The sequence below is a fragment of the Ferdinandcohnia sp. FSL W7-1320 genome (genome assembly GCF_038050315.1).
Taxonomy (GTDB): Bacteria; Bacillota; Bacilli; order Bacillales; family Bacillaceae_L; genus Ferdinandcohnia; species Ferdinandcohnia aciditolerans.
This window is the reverse complement of record NZ_JBBPAM010000001.1, coordinates 3092512-3110868: the sequence shown is the minus strand read 5'-3', so window position 1 is coordinate 3110868 and position 18357 is coordinate 3092512. Positions and strand designations below refer to the sequence as shown.

Here is an 18357-nt window from a genome sequence, read left to right as displayed (position 1 = left end):
ATTTGAGTCTAAAAAAAGGTGAGTGCTACTATGGAATATGTTGTGGAAATGCTAAATATCAGGAAGGAATTTCCGGGTATTATAGCAAATGATAATATCACTCTTACTTTAAAAAAAGGGGAGATACACGCTTTACTTGGAGAAAATGGGGCGGGCAAGTCCACACTCATGGGTGTGCTATTTGGTATGTACCAGCCTGAGCAAGGAATGATTAAAGTAAATGGGAAACAGGTACACATTACCAATCCTAACGTTGCAAATCGTTTAGGTATTGGTATGGTACACCAACACTTTAAGTTAGTTGAAAATTTTACAGTTACAGAAAATATTATTCTAGGAAGTGAACCTCTAAAGAGTGGGGTTGTCCTAGATATACAAAGTGCCGCTAAACGAATTGAAGAGTTATCAAAATATTATGGACTAAATGTGGATCCACATGCAAAAATAGAGGACATTTCTGTTGGTATGCAGCAGCGTGTTGAAATCATGAAGATGCTTTTCCGTGAAGCAGATGTGCTCATTTTTGATGAGCCTACCGCTGTGTTAACGCCAAGTGAAATAGATGAATTAATGAAGATCATGAAGAACTTAATCAAAGAAGGAAAATCAATCATTATCATCACACACAAATTGAAGGAAATTAAAGCTGTAGCAGATCGATGTACAGTTATACGCCGAGGAAAATATATAGGGACAGTGGATGTAGCCCAAGCAAGCGAAGCAAGTTTAGCCGAAATGATGGTTGGTAGACATGTGTCCTTTAAAGTAGATAAAAATGAAAATACACCAGGCGATGTGGTATTAGAAATAGACTCCCTTTCTGTTAAAAATAACCGAAAGGTCATGGGGTTAAAAAACTTTTCTTTAACAGTTAATAAAGGCGAAATCGTTGGAATAGCAGGTGTTGAAGGAAATGGTCAATCCGAACTAGTAGAAGCAATTACAGGTCTTCGAAAAGCAGAGACAGGCAAAATTCTCATGAATGGTGAGGATATTACTACTCTACCAGTTCGACAACGTATTGAAAAAGGGATTGCTCATATACCAGAAGACAGACAAAAACGTGGTCTTGTTTTGGATTATTCTCTCCAATCTAATATGGTGTTAGAGGTCTATAAAAAACCACCATTTTCAAAGCATGGTTTGTTGAAATTCTCTGCTATGAAAGAATATGCAAAAAATATTATAGAAAAATTTGATGTGCGTTCAGGAGAGGGAGAAGTATCAATTGCAAGAACCTTATCCGGTGGGAACCAACAAAAAGCGATAATTGGGAGAGAACTTGAGTTAGACCCTGATTTACTAATTGCCGTTCAGCCTACAAGGGGGCTTGATGTTGGATCAATTGAGTATATCCATAAACGATTAATTGAGCACCGTGATAAAGGAAAGGCTGTACTTTTAATCTCTTTAGAACTTGATGAAGTTTTACAGCTTTCTGATCGCATTGCCGCCGTAAATAACGGCGAACTCATTGGGATTGTTAATGCCTCTGAAACAAATGAAAATGAGGTTGGTCTCATGATGGCGGGTGTAAGTAAGGAGAGAAGTGTATGAGAAATACAATAATTTCATTAATTGCAGTACTTTTTGGTCTGATTGCTGGCGGATTGTTAATGTTGTTTATTGGAAGCAATCCTTTTGAAGGGTATCTTTATCTATTTCAAGGAGGATTAAAAAATATTTCTAGACTGGGTGATACATTAGCGACAGCAACACCGTTAATCTTTACTGGTCTATCAGTTGCTTTTGCATTCCGTACTGGCTTATTTAATATCGGTGCTTCTGGTCAGGTGCTAATCGGAGGTTTACTTGCGACCGCTGTTGGCTTAACTTTTGACTGGTCAAGACCAGTGCTCTTACTCGTGATGATTTTAGCGGGTTTTCTGGGTGGAGCATTATGGGCATTTATTCCCGGATTACTTAAGGCAAGATTTAACGTCCATGAAGTGGTTTCAACCATTATGATGAACTGGGTTGCCTACTGGACTGTTTATTATGTCATTCCAGGTTATTTTAAGGGTGAGTACCTTGAGACAGAGTCAAAAAAATTACCAGATGAAGCAACATTAAGAGTACCATTTTTAAGCGATATGTTCCAAGGCTCTTATATTAACCTTGGATTGTTCTTAGGAATTATTGCTGTTATCGTTATTGGTTTTATCATTAATAAAACAACACTCGGATTTGAATTAAAAGCCGTTGGTTTTAATCGACATGCTGCCGAATATGCTGGTATGCGTGTAAATTCAAATATTGTATTATCCATGGTAATTTCCGGTGGATTAGCTGGTCTAGGTGGAGTAGCGATGTATACCGGTAATGCAACAAGCATGCAAATTGGTGTTTTACCATCACAAGGTTTTGATGGTATTGCAGTAGCTCTATTAGGGGCAAACAGTCCGATTGGGGTATTCTTTGCAGCAGTATTTTTTGGAATCCTCTATTCAGGAACTGGATTTATGAATGCAATGACGGAAATCCCTCCGGAAATTGCAAATACAATAATTGCCATTATCATTTATTTTGCTGCAACAAGCATCTTAATCGAACGCCTATTAAATAAGTTCAAAAAAAGAAAAACTAGCGAAACTAATGTGAAAAAGGAGGGTGCGTAATATGTGGTCTATTATTGAGCAAATCTTTCCATACGCAATTGCTTATACAATCCCTCTGCTAATTACGGCGCTAGGCGGATTATTTAGTGAACGAAGCGGTGTTGTAAACATAGGTTTAGACGGACTTATGATCTTTGGTGCATTCGCAGGGGCGCTTACTATCAATTTTCTTCAAGATGATATAACGAATCAACTTTTAGTCTTATGGATTGGGTTAATTGCCGGAGCGTTGATGGGAATTCTTTTTTCACTTTTACACGCATTCGCTAGTATTAACCTAAATGCGAATCAAATTATTAGCGGTACTGCAATCAATATGATCGCCGGGGCTTTGACTGTATTTCTCGCGCGAAATATGACAGGTAGTGGGAATATCCGTATTACTAGTGGATTTGTACCAGATGATATTCCATTTTTATCTTCCATTCCAATAATAGGTGATTTGTTTTTTACTCGAACCTACCCAACAACATGGTTAATCTTACTTATTTTATTAATTAGCTCGTTTATGTTGTATAAAACAAAAACGGGATTGCGTTTGCGTTCTTGTGGTGAGTTTCCACAGGCAGCAGAAGCAGCTGGTGTAAATGTAAGACGCATTCGCTATCTTGGAGTAATTCTTTCAGGTGCGTTTTCAGGTTTAAGTGGAGCTATTATTATAGTTACGTACGCTGGAGAGTTTACTGGGAATGTTTCTGGACTAGGTTTCTTGGCACTTGCTGCCTTAATATTTGGACAATGGAAGCCACTTGGAATTTTAGGAGCTACCTTGTTCTTTGGGATTGCAACAACTATTGCAAACGTATCCCAGGTAATACCAGAGCTTGCAGTTATACCACCAATTTTATTAAAGATATTCCCTTATGTGGTAACTTTAATTGCATTGGTTATCTTCTCAAAATCTTCTCAAGCACCTAAAGCAGCGGGAGAACCATTTGATTCTGGGAAACGATAAGATTATACTTTTAAAGGAATGGCAGAAGTGTCATTCCTTTTTTAAATTGAAATGGGAGGACAATAATGAGCAAAAAAGAAACGTTTTGGGGGATATTATGCCTCATCTTAGTGCTGTTGGCTTATATCGTTCCTTATGTCTTTTTAAGAGATGTTACCGCATGGTACGGTAGTTTTCTATTGTGGATTGTTTTGGCATTACTCATTATTATTATTAATTACATACTATCAAGGGACTGGAGGTGAGTATGAGTGAGTGCTACTTATGTTTGGTGGGGAATTGCCATTTATATTGTGATGTCAATCTTTATCGCCTATTTATCAAGAAGTGAAAAGCAAGTAAATATGGAGGGCTACTTTTTAGGTAACCGAAAAATGAACGGTTTTGTGTCCGCCTTAAGTTATAGTGCAACAACTTACAGTGCTTTTATGATGGTTGGACTGGCTGGTTTAACTTATCGTGGTGGTGTAGGTGCATTAGGCTTTGAAATTATTTATTTTATGGGGGTTACCCTTGTTGCCTTTTTTGGACCGCGTTTTTGGATTGTAGGAAAGAAATTTGGCTATGTGACACCTTCTGAGATGTTAGGGGATCGTTACGATGATAAAAGGGTTGCAGCTATTATTTCGATTTCAAGCTGTATTTTTCTAATCCCGTATAGCGCTGTTCAGTTAGCTGGTGTCGGCTATTTATTACAAGGGATTACAAATGGGGAAATAAGCTTTACTACTGGGGCAATTTTAGCAACTATTTTAGCACTTATTTTTACATATATTTCTGGAATTCGCTCTGTGATGTGGACGGATTCCCTTCAGGCACTTGTGATGATTGTTTCCTCGTCCCTAGTTGTTATTTTATTAGTAAATGCATTAGGTGGTTTTGGCAGCCTTTTTAACGAATTACGGACAAGTCATCCACAAACCTTGACAGTTCCGGGTAATGGATATTTTAGTTTTCCAACCTTTTTGTCATTAACCATTCCATGGATTTTCTTTAGTCTCTCTAATCCTCAGGTAAGTCAGCGTTTATATATGCCTTCGTCTTTAGGAAGTTTACGAAAAATGTTATTAGGTTTTCTTGTATTCGGCTTTATATATACAATTGTATCAGTAATGTGGGGATATTCAGCGATATTATTATTCCCGGGTCTTGAGAATCCGGATGTAGCAACACCAAATCTTTTATCTTCTGTACATGTTCCTGTAGTTTTAGGTATAATCGTCATGGTTTCAATTATGGCAGCTGCTATTTCTACAATTGATTCTATTTTATTGACCCTTTCATCGTTATTTGCAAGAGATGTGTATGGAATGTCGAGTAAGGCTAAGAATGAACGACAACAATTAAAGGTAGGTAAATTTGTAATCCCGATTATCGCAATTCTTGCCTATGGTTTTGCAGAGATGCAGTTAGATTTAATTGCAGTTCTTTCAGTTGCATCGTCGGCAGGCTTAATCGTTGTCGTTCCAGCAATTATTGGAGCCTTCTTTTGGAAAAGAGGCACCGCAACAGGTGTTATGTCTAGTGTTACAATAAGTGGATTAGTAGTAATACTACTTGAAGCTATGAAGTATAAACCATTCGGCTATGGTTCTGGTGTATGGGGACTGCTTCTTTCTATTGTGTTATTTGTAGGAGTGAGTCTTGCAACTAGACCCCCTGAAAGGAAAGCGAATGAATTTTTATCGTATTTAAAAAGTGAACTATCAAAAAATCAATAATTAGTTTAGCAAACCAGTAATGTACTGGTTTGTTTTTCTTTATTAAGAAAAATTTAGGAGACGAAACTTGAATTTATTACTAATTTGAGGTTATAGTGATTCTAAGATTAAAAATTAGTTTTGGTTAAAATATAGCCATATAGTGTTTTGCTATGACCAAAAAGGAGGCTATGTATAAGATGTTTTTATTGGATGAAAATGAGCATAAATTAAACGGCTTCACGCTCCATACGGTTAAAACAGATAAATTTAAAACGAATACAATTGTACTTAGAATGAAAGCCCCTCTGGAAGAGGAATATGTTACACAAAGAGCATTACTTCCATATGTATTGCAAAGTGAAACACCTAGCTACCCCTCAACAACGAGTTTACGTTCCTATTTAGATGAATTATATGGTGCTGTATTATATGTGGATCTTGCGAAAAAAGGAGAACACCATATTATTACCTTTTTCGTGGAAATAGCAAACGAACTATTTTTAAAAGACCAAACACCACTTCTTGATAAAGCAATCACTTTGTTGAAGGAAATTGTATTATCTCCAGTAACTGAAAATGGCGCTTTTAAAAGCACAGTCGTGGAAAAAGAAAAACGGAGCCTTAAACAACGAATTCAAGCTGTTTATGATGATAAGATGAGATATTCGAATTTACGTTTAGTTGAAGAAATGTGTAAGGATGAACCGTATCACCTCCATGTGAACGGAAGAATTGAAGATCTAGACAGCATATCAGCAGAATCTCTATACACCTATTATCAAAAAGCATTGGCTGAAGATGAGATTGACTTATATATAATCGGGAACATTGAACCTGAAAAGGTAAAAGAAGTCGTCTCATCTACATTCACGTTTTCTGAGCGCAATACACGTCCTGAAATTGAAACTAAAACAAAGCAGGTTGAAACAGTTAATGAAGTAATCGAAAACCAAGACGTAAAACAAGGTAAACTCAATATTGGCTACCGGACAAATACAACTTTTAGTGACCCAGACTATGATGCACTTCAAGTGTTTAACGGAATTTATGGTGGTTTTTCACACTCAAAATTATTTATAAATGTCCGAGAAAAAGAAAGCCTTGCATACTATGCTGCATCTAGGGTGGAAAGTCATAAGGGTCTTCTTATGGTGATGTCCGGTATTGATGTAAATAATTATGACCGAGCAGTAACCATTATTAAAGAACAAATGAAAGCAATGATTGATGGTGATTTTACAGAGGAAATCCTAGCTCAAACAAAAGCGGTCATCCGAAATCAGTTACTTGAAACAATCGATACATCCCGTGGTATCGCTGAAGTTTTATATCATAATGTTATTTCTCAGAAATCAAGAAGGCTTGAGGATTGGATAGCTGGAATTGAAGCAGTCACAAAGGAGCAAGTAGTTAATGTTGCCAAGAAAGTTGAACTTGATACGATTTACTTCCTTACTGGATTGGAGGGGCGGTCATAATGGATAAAATCACATTTGATCAACTTCAAGAGGTACTTTTTCACGAGAAGCTTGATAATGGTCTTAACGTCTACATCCTGCCTAAAAAAGGATTTAATAAAACATATGCAACATTCACGACTAATTATGGTTCAGTTGATAACCAATTTGTACCATTAGGGAAAACTGAATTAACTACAGTACCTGATGGGATCGCTCATTTTTTAGAGCACAAGTTATTTGAAAAAGAAGATGGAGATGTGTTTCAGGACTTTAGTAAACAGGGTGCCTCTGCGAATGCTTTCACTTCATTCACAAGAACAGCCTATCTTTTTTCGAGTACATCCAATGTTGAACTAAATCTAGAAACATTAATTGACTTTGTCCAAAGTCCTTATTTTACTGAAAAAACAGTTGAAAAGGAAAAAGGCATCATCGGTCAAGAAATAACAATGTACGATGATAACCCTGACTGGAGACTTTATTTCGGTGTAATTGAAAATATGTACAAAAATCATCCGGTCCGAATTGATATTGCTGGAACCATTGATTCCATTGCCAAAATTACAAAAGATATGCTCTATGAGTGCTATGAAACCTTTTATCATCCGAGTAATATGGTTCTATTTGTTGTTGGTCCGATTGACCCAGAAAAAATAATGGCGCAAATCAAATCTAATCAAGCCAAAAAAGATTATCAAGACCAGTCTGAAATCGAACGTCATTTTGAAGACGAACCAATTGAAGTAAACGAAAAGAAGAAAGTTCTAGAAATGAACGTCCAATCTTCAAAGTGTATGGTTGGTGTGAAGGCCTTAAATCCTTCACGTAAAGGTGATGAATTACTTAAACAGGAATTATCGATGACCATTCTCTTGGATTGGCTATTTGGAAAGAGTTCTAAGCATTATCAAGCATTGTATGATGAAGGCTTAATCGATGATACTTTCTCATATGATTACACAGAAGAACAAGGTTTTGGTTTTGCAATTGTGGGAGGAGATACCTCTAAACCCGATGAATTATCAGCAAAATTACGTAATATTATGCTCTCAAGTAAAAAACAAGGTATCACTTCTGAAGAATTGGACCGTGTAAAAAAGAAAAAGATTGGAGCATTTTTACGCTCTTTAAACTCACCTGATTATATTGCAAACCAGTTTACAAGATATGCATTTAATGATATGAATTTATTTGATGTTGTTCCTGTAATGGAAAGTCTAACTGTTGATGATATTACGAAAATTGGGAATGAAATCTTTGATGAAGTAAGAATGACAGAATGTCAGGTTATTCCTAAAAAGAAGTAAATGCTAAAGCATCCTTTTCCAAAAGGATGCTTTTTTAAGGGGAAATGAATATGAAAAAATATGCATTAATCACAGGTGCGAGTGGAGGAATCGGAAGTGCTATTGCAAAAGAAGTTGCCAATCTAGGTTATTCGTTATATTTACATTACAACGAAAATGAAAAGGCAGTGAAGAGTTTAGCGGAAGAATTGGTGAGCAAAGGTGTAGAATCATATCTGGTAAATGCTGATTTAAGTCAAAGAACCAGTGCTGAATCTGTGGTAACTCAAATACAGCATCCAATTGACACCATTGTTCATAATTCAGGGAAAAGTGTGTTTGGATTAATGACTGATTTTAATCAAAAAACGGTCGATCAAATGGTGCAGCTTCATGTAACTACACCTTATATGTTAACGCAAGCCCTACTTCCAACTATGATAACGAAGAAAAGCGGGAATATCATCGTTATATCTTCAATTTGGGGACTAACGGGGGCATCTTGTGAAGTGCTTTATTCCATGGTAAAGGGTGGCCAACTCTCGTTTGTAAAAGCATTAGCGAAGGAAGTTGCGTTAAGTGGAGTACGAGTGAATGCGGTCGCACCTGGTGCGATTAATACGAACATGCTACAGGAGTTCACTGAAGAGGATTTACAAGGTATAAGTGGAGAGATTCCAATGGGAAGAATAGGTGAACCAATTGAGGTAGCAAATACGGTTGGTTTTTTACTCTCCGACAAGGCTTCTTATATCACTGGACAGGTTTTGTCTGTAAATGGTGGTTGGCATTGTTAGTTTATGTACAAGTGTAAAACAAGTCAAAAATTTTAATGAATAATTTACCTTACAATCGACAAACTAACATTGTATTAACCTTATAAGGAGGGTCACTTATGTCAGTACTAGACAATTTTGAAGAGTGGAAAGATTTTTTAGGTGATCGCTTGCAGCATGCTAAATCTGAGGGAATGGATGAACAAGTTATCAGTAATATGGCTCAACAATTAGGTGATTACCTAGCTAACGAAGTAGAGCCTAAAAATGCTCAAGAAAAAGTATTACGGGACCTTTGGACCGTTGCTTCTGAAGAAGAGCAACAAGCGATTGCAAATGTAATGATTAAACTTGTCCAATAGGTTTGGTAGTAGGTTGAATGCAGAGAGGATTTTCCTCTCTTTTTTATTTAAGTAAAATTCCCTTAAATTTTCTATGCCCCTCTATAAAATATGGATTGATTAGTTTATAATAATATTGATGCAATATTTCATAGTTGGAATTTTTAACCACGGATTGTATGAGGGGCTGGGACACTTGGAGAAAAAAGAGTGGTATTTGGAATATGAAATAGCAAAAAATCGCCCAGGACTCCTAGGGGATATTTCTTCCTTGCTAGGAATGCTTTCGATAAATATTGTTACAATAAATGGTGTAGACGATCGCAGAAGGGGCATGCTCTTATTAAGTGATAGCAATGAACAAATTGAGAGACTTGAATCAATTTTACATACAATGGATACGATAAACGTTACAAAGCTTAGGGAACCGAAGCTTCGAGATAAGCTTGCTGTTAGACATGGACGATATATTCAACGCGATGCTGATGATAAAAAAACATTCCGTTTTACGCGTGATGAATTGGGCTTGCTTGTTGATTTCATGGCAGAGTTGATTAAGCAAGAGGGGCATAAGTTGATTGGAATTCGGGGTATGCCAAGGGTCGGTAAGACCGAATCAGTTGTTGCTGCTAGTGTTTGTGCACATAAAAAGTGGTTGTTTGTGTCATCGACATTATTGAAACAAACGATGCGAAATGAATTAATTCAGGATGAATATAATGCTGATAATCTTTTTATTATTGACGGCATTGTTTCAACTAGAAGGGCAACTGAAAGGCATCTACAGCTTGTTAGGGAAATTATGAGACTGCCCGCTGTTAAATTAGTCGAGCATCCGGATATATTTGTACGTCATACAGAGTATACATTGAATGATTTTGACTATATTATTGAACTTCGAAATAATCCTGAAGAGGAAATTACATATGATATAGAAGACCAACAGTTTTCTAGTTCTGATTTTTCCGGTTTTAATTTTTGAATTTATTATGAATTAATCCTTTACTGAAAATGAGAAAAATGCTAGTATTATGAACGCGAATAGACCAATAGGTATCCCGGAATTGGTAGGTGAAATAAATGACTGAATTAGGATCTCGGCTTAAAGAAGCTAGAGAGCAAAAAGATTTAAGCCTTGATGATTTACAGCAAATTACAAAAATCCAAAAAAGGTATTTGGTTGGGATTGAAGAAGGAAATTATAATGTTATGCCAGGTAAATTCTATGTCCGTGCATTTATTAAGCAATATGCTGAGGCTGTTGGACTTAACCCTGAAGAATTATTTGAAGAGTACAAGTCAGAAATCCCTGGTACATATAACGATGAAATTCCTGAACAAATATCAAGAGTCCAATCAAGAAGACAAATTTCTACCACAAATTCGAAAATTGTTGATAAAGTACCAATCATCATATTGGCTCTTTTTCTTCTTGGTGGCGCAATGACAATCTACTGGTTTGTTTCTAAAAAGGATGTTGCCGAAGAACCAGAAACACAACTAGAGAGTCAGGAAACGGAATATGAAGAATCAAATGAGCCGCCTCCTGTTAAAGATCAACAAAAAGAAGACTCTAAAGAAGAGGAACAGGTTGCAGGTGAAACAGATAATACCCCTTCAAAAGAAGAGGAATCTGTGGAAGAAACTCCTGCCCAAGAGCTTGTAGAGGTTGAAAAACAATCGAGTACTGCAACCTTTGAGTTGAAAAATGCAGATTCATTTAAGGTGAAAGTAACGGCGGCTGATGCTGGTCAATCATGGGTCACACTTCAAAATCGTCAAAACGAAAGATTTATTTATGAAACCATTGCGAATGGTGCAACAAAAGAAGTTGATTTAACAAATCAATCTGAAGTGATTTTAACAGTTGGAAGGTCGTCTGATCTTCAAGTCGAAATCAATGGGGAACCTTTTACGTATCCGTTTGATACAGGCCAAATTGTTCGTCAAATAATTACGATAAAGTATACTCCAGGAACTGAAGAATAACAAAAGTCATCATTATGATGGCTTTTTGTTTCGTATAGGTGGTATTATCACTATTATAAGAATTTAGTAAATGTTGGAGGTATAAGATTGTGAATTTACCAAATAAGATTACAGTAGCAAGAATTTGCTTAATTCCACTTTTTTTAATTGTCATGTTTGTTCCGTTTGGATGGGGTGATGTTGGGATTGGCTCAATGTCCATACCAGTTGCCCATTTAGTTGGAGCGATTATTTTTATAGTTGCTTCTAGTACTGATTGGATTGACGGTCACTTGGCAAGAAAGCATAACTTAGTAACGAACCTTGGAAAGTTTTTAGACCCTCTTGCAGATAAGTTACTTGTATCAGCTGCATTAGTTAGTTTAGTTCAGTTTGGACTAGCACCTGCCTGGATGGTTGTAATTATTATTAGTAGGGAATTTGCTGTAACTGGCTTACGTTTATTATTAGCCGAAGGCGGAGAGGTTTCAGCTGCAAAAATGCTCGGGAAAATAAAAATGTGGGCTCAAGTAGTAGCTGTTTCTGCATTATTATTACATAACTGGCCGTTTGAATTTCTTTCTATCCCATTTGACATGATTGCCCTCTGGGTAGCAGTTATATTTACAATTGTGTCTGGTTGGGATTATTTTGCGAAAAACAAAGGTGTCTTTGCAAACTCTAAATAGGATGGAGTGGTATTTCAATGAATGCTGAAATAATTGCTGTAGGTTCTGAGCTTCTTTTAGGTCAAATCGCAAATACGAATGCGCAGTTTCTTTCCAAACAGCTAGCTGAGCTTGGAATCAATGTGTATTACCATACAGTTGTTGGAGATAATCCCAACCGTTTAGAGGATGCAATAAAAATCTCTCAATCTCGTTCGGATTTAATCATTTTTACTGGTGGTTTGGGGCCTACCAAGGATGATTTAACAAAAGAAACAATTGCAAGGGTATTAGGAAAACAGCTTATATTTGATGAAGCAGCCTTACGGAGTATTGAAGATTACTTTAAGAAAACAAATCGCCATATGACCGAGAATAATAAAAAACAAGCACTTGTACTTGAGGGTTCTGAAATCCTTCCAAATGACCATGGGATGGCTCCTGGAATGGGATTTGAAGTTGATAAGATTACATATTTGCTCTTTCCTGGACCTCCCAAAGAGCTGAATCCAATGTTCCTATCATATGGTGCACCATTCTTATTAAGATCACTGGGTGTTGTTGAACGAATTGAATCTAGGGTGCTGCGTTTCTTCGGGATTGGCGAATCACAACTTGAAACAGAGATTGAAGATTTAATTGACAATCAAACAAACCCTACAATAGCCCCATTGGCTGGCGATGGTGAAGTTACACTTAGACTTACTGCTAAACACAACTCGCTAGATGTTGCAAATCAACTGCTAGATCATACAGAGGCTGAAATAGTAAAAAGAGTAGGTAAGTTCTTATATGGGTATGACTCGACTTCCCTAGTAAATGAACTCATGAATAAGCTTAAAACTTCAAAGCTTACAATTGCAAGTGCGGAAAGTTTAACTGGTGGCTTATTTGTTGAGGAGCTTACCAATCTAGCGGGTTCGTCAGCCGTTGTGAAGGGTGGAATAGTTTGCTATACAAACGAAGTAAAAGAACAGGTGCTGCATGTAAAGAAAGAAACCCTAGATACAGAAGGTGCTGTTAGCAGTTCTACAGCAGAACAACTAGCGAAGAACATAAAGAAACTTTTAAAAGCTGATATAGGGATTAGTTTTACAGGTGTAGCAGGTCCAAGTGAGTCGGAAGGAAAGCCAGTAGGGACAGTATATATTGGGATTTCTTATTTAGATCAACCGACTAAGGTATTTCCGTTGCAATTAGCGGGTTCCCGTAAAGGAATTCGAACTAGAACGGTTAAATATGGTTTTTATTATTTACTGCAATTATTAAATGAACAGAGAAACTGATTTTTTGCTTTAACAAGACGATCCTGGTGGATCGTTTTTTTTATAGAATCAAATGAGGTAATATATAGAGAAAAAGATGAAGGAGAAAAGACAATGATACGAACTAACCAACAAATCGTTCCACATTTATGGTATGACAAGGAGGCGAAAGAAGCAGCAGAGTTTTATGCTTCCGTTTTTCCAGACTCAAGAATTACAAATATGTTAACACTTCACGATACACCTTCAGGAGATGCCGATTTAGTTTCATTTGAGCTGTTAGGACAGAAGTTTATGGCGATAAGTGCTGGACCTTTTTTTAAATTCAATCCATCGATATCATTCTTTGTCAATTTTGATCCTGAACAAGAAAAAGACGCAAGCGAGAAGATGAATGAAGTGTGGCTCAAATTATCTGAAGGTGGTATGGTATTAATGCCACTCGATAAGTATTCATTTAGTGAGAAATATGGCTGGGTTCAAGATAAGTTTGGTTTGTCATGGCAGTTAAATCTCACCAATCCAGAAGGTGAGAAACGGCCTTCAATCGTGCCTTCGTTATTGTTTGTTGGAGATAAGTGTGGAAAAGCCGAGGAGGCAATTAATTATTATTTATCGGTATTTAAGAACTCAAAGCAGGGCCAAATCGTCCGCTATCCTCAGAATATGGAACCTAATCGAGAAGGAACAATCATGTTTTCTGATTTCATGCTTGAGAACCAGTGGTTTGCCGCAATGGACAGTGCTGAAGAACATAAATTCAATTTCAACGAAGCAATCTCGTTTATGGTTTATTGTGATACACAAGAAGAAATTGATTATTATTGGGAAAAGCTGTCTTCGGTTCCAGAAGCCGAGCAATGTGGCTGGTTGAAAGATATGAATGGATTGTCATGGCAAATTGTACCTCGAGAAATGGACAAGATGATGAGCAGTGGTAGACCTGAACAAATTGCACGTGTTAATATGGCAATTTTAAAAATGAAAAAACTAGATCTTGAAGAGATACAGAAAGTATACAAGGATTAATGTAAATACAACTAGTAACATATTTGTTTAGAAGCGCTAGTTCATGTTTATTAGACTTACATCTCAGTTCAATTATTAGAAATCAAATGATATATCATTTACAATAATCATATGGTTTGAAAAGGAGGAATACATGATGTTAAATGACAAGCAGTTTAAATCTGAAGCATCCTCAACAGATGGCAAAGATGTTAATGGGGCATTTAAAGAACTAAATGGCATAAAGAAATTAATAAGCTTAGACTTTGACAATTCCTCAGGATTCGTCTGTGATATTAATACTGGAATTTGTGGTCCCGTAAATCAAAAGAAAGAGGGAAAAGAATGAAAATAACAATTTGGTCAGATTTTGTATGTCCGTTCTGTTTTATAGGGGAGTCCCATTTGGATAAAGCATTAGAAAATTTTACACATGCAAAAGAAGTTGAAATAGAATATAAAAGCTTTCTACTTATGCCAGATGCGAAATACGTTCCTGGTCAAAATTATGCTGAAACCTTTTCTAGTATGAAGGGAGTTCCATTAGAACAGGCTGAAGTAATGCTTAAACAAGTGACAGACATGGCCAAAAATTCTGGTGTTGAGATCAACTACGATAGAGCTAAACTTACAAGCACATATGATGCACATCGTGTTTTTCAATATGCAAAGGAGCAAGGGAAAGGTAATGAGTTTTTCAATCGTTTCTATGCGGCCCATTTTACAGAAGGTGAAATCTTAAGCGACACAGATACAGTAGTTCGTTTGGCTGAAGAGGTAGGTCTTGATGGAGCACAAGTACGTAAAATCATGGAAAGCAAAGAACATACTGATCAGGTGACGAATGACATCTCTGAGGCACGGTCGGTTGGTGTACAAGGTGTTCCTTTCTTTGTTATTGATAACAAGTATGCTGTTTCTGGTGCTCAACCAGTTGAAGTGTTTAATCAAGTTCTAGATAAGGTATGGGATGAAGAGCATTCCAATAAATAGAATGATTAAGTTGTAATATTTATAAAAATGGCGTAAGTGTGCAAATGCTTACGTCACTTTTTATTATTGATTAACTATTTATGAAGAGCTAAAATTCAAATTTGTTGGTTTCTATCTCTTTGAAAATATGATTTTTGACTATCAAAAATTGGATTAATGGGAAAAAACTATTAATAAAAATAAGCGAATAAATGTTCGACTTTTTGCTTGGCAAATCGAACAAAACATTGTATAGTAATAATAGTTTCACGAATAAAGGAGGAAATATAGTGAGTGATCGTCAAGCGGCCTTAGAAATGGCATTGAAGCAGATAGAGAAACAGTTTGGTAAGGGCTCAATCATGAAGCTTGGAGAACAAACAGATCGTAGAATTTCCACTATCTCAAGTGGTTCACTAGCAGTAGACGTAGCATTAGGTGTTGGAGGATATCCAAGAGGACGGATAATTGAAATATATGGACCAGAAAGCTCTGGTAAAACAACGGTAGCACTTCATGCGATTGCTGAGGTACAAAAAACTGGTGGACAAGCGGCATTTATTGACGCGGAACATGCGCTTGATCCAGCATATGCACAAAAATTGGGTGTAAACATTGATGAACTATTATTATCGCAGCCTGACACTGGTGAACAAGCATTAGAAATAGCTGAAGCATTAGTACGTAGTGGTGCAGTCGATATTTTAGTAGTTGACTCTGTTGCGGCACTTGTTCCAAAAGCAGAAATCGAAGGTGAAATGGGAGATTCCCATATGGGTCTACAAGCCCGCCTAATGTCACAAGCATTACGTAAGCTTTCAGGTGCAATCAATAAATCAAATACAATTGCAATTTTCATTAACCAGGTCCGTGAAAAAATTGGGGTAATGTTCGGAAACCCAGAAACAACTCCAGGCGGACGCGCGCTCAAATTCTATTCTTCTGTAAGACTAGAGGTTCGTCGTGCGGAACAATTAAAACAAGGCAATGAACTTGTTGGTAATAGAACCAAAGTGAAGATTGTTAAGAATAAAGTAGCCCCACCATTTAAAACAGCCGAAGTAGACATTATGTACGGAGAAGGAATTTCAATTGAGGGCGAAATCATTGATATCGGTTCGGAACTTGATATCGTTCAAAAGAGTGGATCTTGGTATTCTTATAATGAAGAAAGAGTTGGCCAGGGGCGCGAAAATGCAAAACAATTCTTAAAAGAAAACCCAGATGTTCGAAATGAAATCCTTCAGCAAATTAGAAATCATTATGGACTTGACGGTGTTAAAGTAGCACCTGCTGATGAGGAACAAGAAGAGTTTGATTTACTAGACTAATCATCAAAGTTGAGGCACAGTTAATGTGTCTCTTCTTTATTTTCCCCATTAACTTACTTTTTTCAACACGATAGATAAACCTCATTATTTACCAAAAAGCCTTTATAATCACATGGTTACCCAATAAAATTTCCATTTTCATGTAATACTATTTCTGACAGGCCTTGACAATAAAAATTCACAGATTTACAATTAAAATGTATATTTTACATTTTGTTAGAATTAAAACGTTAGAAGCAAAACTCGGTTTGAGCTTTTGCTATTCAGACCCGGAGTAGTCTGAGCTGCTTTCGGTCGTAACCTAAGAATCTGATTAGCTTAAAAAGCCTTTGTGCTGTATATTGTAAAATGTACATGCCGACATTTTGATCTAGCAAGAAAAAGTTTATAGCAAGAGGAGGTGAAGAAGATGGATCCCATTTCTATAATCATCTCCGCTTTGTTTGGCCTAATCGTCGGTGCGATTGTTGGCTTTTATGTTCGTAAGTCTATTGCCGAAACTAAAATTGCTGGTGCAAAAAGTGTTGCCGAACAAATTATTGAAGATGCAAATAGAGAAGCAGATTCTTTAAAGAAGGAAGCACTGTTAGAGGCAAAGGATGAAATTCACAAACTTCGTACAGAGGCAGAAAAGGAAATCCGTGATCGAAGAAACGAACTACAAAAACAAGAAAATCGTTTATTGCAGAAAGAAGAGAACCTTGATCGTAAGGATGAAACATTAGATAAACGCGAATCCATGCTAGAAAAGAAAGAGGATTCTCTCGCTCAAAGACAACAGCATATTGAAGAGATGGAAAGCAAAGTGGAAGAAATGGTACACAAGCAACAAGCCGAACTTGAGCGAATCTCTAGCTTAACACGTGAAGAAGCAAAGCAAATCATCCTTGAACGTATTGAAAACGAGCTTTCCCATGATATAGCTATGATGGTAAAAGAAGCAGAAAATCGTGCAAAGGAAGAATCTGATAAGAAAGCAAAAGAAGTACTTTCTCTTGCTATTCAAAGATGTGCCGCTGATCATGTCGCAGAAACTACGGTATCTGTAGTTAACTTGCCTAATGATGAGATGAAGGGACGTATTATTGGAAGAGAAGGGCGAAATATACGTACACTTGAAACATTAACGGGTATTGACCTTATCATCGATGATACACCGGAGGCTGTTATTTTATCTGGCTTTGATCCAATTCGACGTGAAACAGCGAGAATCGCACTTGAAAAACTTGTTCAAGACGGACGTATTCACCCTGCACGTATTGAAGAAATGGTAGACAAATCAAGACGTGAAGTAGACGAATACATTCGTGAAGTGGGTGAACAAACAACCTTCGAGGTTGGTGTTCATGGACTCCATCCGGATTTAATTAAGATTTTAGGTCGCTTGAAGTATCGTACAAGCTACGGCCAAAATGTCTTAAAACACTCAATGGAAGTATCGTTCTTAGCAGGCTTAATGGCTGCTGAGTTAGGTGAAGATGAAACATTGGCTCGACGTGCTGGACTACTGCATGATATTGGTAAAGCAATTGACCATGAAGTGGAAGGTAGTCACGTTGAAATCGGTGTAGAACTCGCAACGAAATATAAAGAACATCCAGTTGTAATTAATAGTATTGCTTCCCACCATGGTGATACAGAACCAACATCAATTATAGCTGTATTGGTTGCAGCAGCCGATGCTTTATCTGCTGCAAGACCAGGTGCACGAAGTGAGACACTTGAAAACTATATCCGCCGTTTAGAAAAGCTAGAGGAAATTTCAGAGTCATATGAAGGCGTTGAAAAATCCTTTGCAATTCAAGCAGGACGTGAAGTTAGAATTATTGTAAAACCTGATGCAATCGATGACTTAAATGCACATCGATTAGCTCGTGACATCCGTAAACGAATCGAAGAAGAGTTGGATTATCCGGGCCATATCAAGGTTACTGTAATTCGTGAAACTAGAGCAGTTGAATACGCAAAATAAAAGTGGTCAATTTTTGACCACTTTTTTTATTTTA

17 protein-coding genes are annotated in these 18357 nt (G+C 36.9%); all 17 read left to right on the top strand.

Annotated elements, in window-relative coordinates; genetic code table 11:
• Positions 1-30: 30 nt before the first annotated feature.
• The 17 genes from NST91_RS15390 to rny all read left to right on the top strand — a co-directional run bounded on the left by NST91_RS15390 (position 31) and on the right by rny (position 18323).
• Entirely contained in the window at positions 31-1557 is a 1527-nt protein-coding gene (locus tag NST91_RS15390; protein WP_341331848.1) for an ABC transporter ATP-binding protein, read from the top strand.
• Positions 1554-2618, top strand: a complete 1065-nt coding sequence (locus NST91_RS15385; protein WP_341331847.1) for an ABC transporter permease — start codon at positions 1554-1556, stop codon at positions 2616-2618. Before NST91_RS15390 ends, NST91_RS15385 begins: the two co-directional genes overlap by 4 nt.
• Before the next feature lies 1 nt (position 2619).
• On the top strand, positions 2620-3573 hold the full coding sequence (locus NST91_RS15380) for an ABC transporter permease subunit (protein WP_121446630.1): 954 nt from the start codon (positions 2620-2622) through the stop codon (positions 3571-3573).
• Between the two features lie 251 nt (positions 3574-3824).
• Positions 3825-5294, top strand: coding sequence for a sodium:solute symporter family protein (locus tag NST91_RS15375; RefSeq protein WP_341331846.1), 1470 nt, complete (start codon positions 3825-3827; stop codon positions 5292-5294).
• Between the two features lie 179 nt (positions 5295-5473).
• Positions 5474-6754 carry an EF-P 5-aminopentanol modification-associated protein YfmF gene (gene yfmF / locus NST91_RS15370; protein WP_341333546.1) on the top strand — a complete coding sequence of 427 codons (1281 nt, stop codon included), beginning with the start codon at positions 5474-5476 and terminating at the stop codon, positions 6752-6754.
• On the top strand, positions 6754-8043 hold the full coding sequence (gene yfmH / locus NST91_RS15365) for an EF-P 5-aminopentanol modification-associated protein YfmH (RefSeq protein ID WP_341331845.1): 1290 nt from the start codon (positions 6754-6756) through the stop codon (positions 8041-8043). The genes yfmF and yfmH overlap by 1 nt, the downstream gene beginning before the upstream one ends.
• A gap of 50 nt (positions 8044-8093) precedes the next feature.
• Entirely contained in the window at positions 8094-8819 is a 726-nt protein-coding gene (ymfI, locus tag NST91_RS15360; protein WP_341331844.1) for an elongation factor P 5-aminopentanone reductase, read from the top strand.
• A gap of 98 nt (positions 8820-8917) precedes the next feature.
• Positions 8918-9160, top strand: coding sequence for a DUF3243 family protein (locus tag NST91_RS15355; protein ID WP_121446636.1), 243 nt, complete (start codon positions 8918-8920; stop codon positions 9158-9160).
• A 175-nt stretch (positions 9161-9335) separates the two neighbouring features.
• Positions 9336-10121, top strand: a complete 786-nt coding sequence (locus tag NST91_RS15350) for a DUF3388 domain-containing protein (protein WP_121446637.1) — start codon at positions 9336-9338, stop codon at positions 10119-10121.
• A 98-nt stretch (positions 10122-10219) separates the two neighbouring features.
• Positions 10220-11128: a RodZ domain-containing protein gene (locus NST91_RS15345; protein ID WP_121446638.1), complete on the top strand. Its 909-nt coding sequence runs from the start codon at positions 10220-10222 to the stop codon at positions 11126-11128.
• 89 nt (positions 11129-11217) lie between these two features.
• Complete coding sequence (gene pgsA / locus NST91_RS15340; protein WP_121446639.1) at positions 11218-11796, top strand: CDP-diacylglycerol--glycerol-3-phosphate 3-phosphatidyltransferase; 579 nt, start codon at positions 11218-11220, stop codon at positions 11794-11796.
• Positions 11797-11813: 17 nt separating this feature from the next.
• Entirely contained in the window at positions 11814-13061 is a 1248-nt protein-coding gene (locus NST91_RS15335) for a competence/damage-inducible protein A (RefSeq protein ID WP_341331843.1), read from the top strand.
• A 93-nt stretch (positions 13062-13154) separates the two neighbouring features.
• Positions 13155-14069 carry a VOC family protein gene (locus tag NST91_RS15330; protein ID WP_341331842.1) on the top strand — a complete coding sequence of 305 codons (915 nt, stop codon included), beginning with the start codon at positions 13155-13157 and terminating at the stop codon, positions 14067-14069.
• A gap of 136 nt (positions 14070-14205) precedes the next feature.
• Positions 14206-14397, top strand: a complete 192-nt coding sequence (locus NST91_RS15325) for a hypothetical protein (protein ID WP_341331841.1) — start codon at positions 14206-14208, stop codon at positions 14395-14397.
• Complete coding sequence (locus NST91_RS15320; RefSeq protein WP_341331840.1) at positions 14394-15041, top strand: DsbA family oxidoreductase; 648 nt, start codon at positions 14394-14396, stop codon at positions 15039-15041. Before NST91_RS15325 ends, NST91_RS15320 begins: the two co-directional genes overlap by 4 nt.
• 269 nt (positions 15042-15310) lie before the next feature.
• Positions 15311-16351, top strand: a complete 1041-nt coding sequence (recA, locus tag NST91_RS15315) for a recombinase RecA (RefSeq protein ID WP_121446644.1) — start codon at positions 15311-15313, stop codon at positions 16349-16351.
• Between the two features lie 409 nt (positions 16352-16760).
• Positions 16761-18323: a ribonuclease Y gene (gene rny, locus NST91_RS15310; protein WP_121446645.1), complete on the top strand. Its 1563-nt coding sequence runs from the start codon at positions 16761-16763 to the stop codon at positions 18321-18323.
• Positions 18324-18357: the final 34 nt, after the last annotated feature.

Coding starts and splice junctions, on each gene's coding strand:
- NST91_RS15390 (WP_341331848.1), top strand. CDS start 31: ATGGAATATGTTGTGGAAATGCTAAATATCAGGAAGGAATTTCCGGGT.
- NST91_RS15385 (WP_341331847.1), top strand. CDS start 1,554: ATGAGAAATACAATAATTTCATTAATTGCAGTACTTTTTGGTCTGATT.
- NST91_RS15380 (WP_121446630.1), top strand. CDS start 2,620: ATGTGGTCTATTATTGAGCAAATCTTTCCATACGCAATTGCTTATACA.
- yfmF (WP_341333546.1), top strand. CDS start 5,474: ATGTTTTTATTGGATGAAAATGAGCATAAATTAAACGGCTTCACGCTC.
- yfmH (WP_341331845.1), top strand. CDS start 6,754: ATGGATAAAATCACATTTGATCAACTTCAAGAGGTACTTTTTCACGAG.
- ymfI (WP_341331844.1), top strand. CDS start 8,094: ATGAAAAAATATGCATTAATCACAGGTGCGAGTGGAGGAATCGGAAGT.
- NST91_RS15355 (WP_121446636.1), top strand. CDS start 8,918: ATGTCAGTACTAGACAATTTTGAAGAGTGGAAAGATTTTTTAGGTGAT.
- NST91_RS15345 (WP_121446638.1), top strand. CDS start 10,220: ATGACTGAATTAGGATCTCGGCTTAAAGAAGCTAGAGAGCAAAAAGAT.
- NST91_RS15335 (WP_341331843.1), top strand. CDS start 11,814: ATGAATGCTGAAATAATTGCTGTAGGTTCTGAGCTTCTTTTAGGTCAA.
- NST91_RS15330 (WP_341331842.1), top strand. CDS start 13,155: ATGATACGAACTAACCAACAAATCGTTCCACATTTATGGTATGACAAG.
- NST91_RS15325 (WP_341331841.1), top strand. CDS start 14,206: ATGTTAAATGACAAGCAGTTTAAATCTGAAGCATCCTCAACAGATGGC.
- NST91_RS15320 (WP_341331840.1), top strand. CDS start 14,394: ATGAAAATAACAATTTGGTCAGATTTTGTATGTCCGTTCTGTTTTATA.
- rny (WP_121446645.1), top strand. CDS start 16,761: ATGGATCCCATTTCTATAATCATCTCCGCTTTGTTTGGCCTAATCGTC.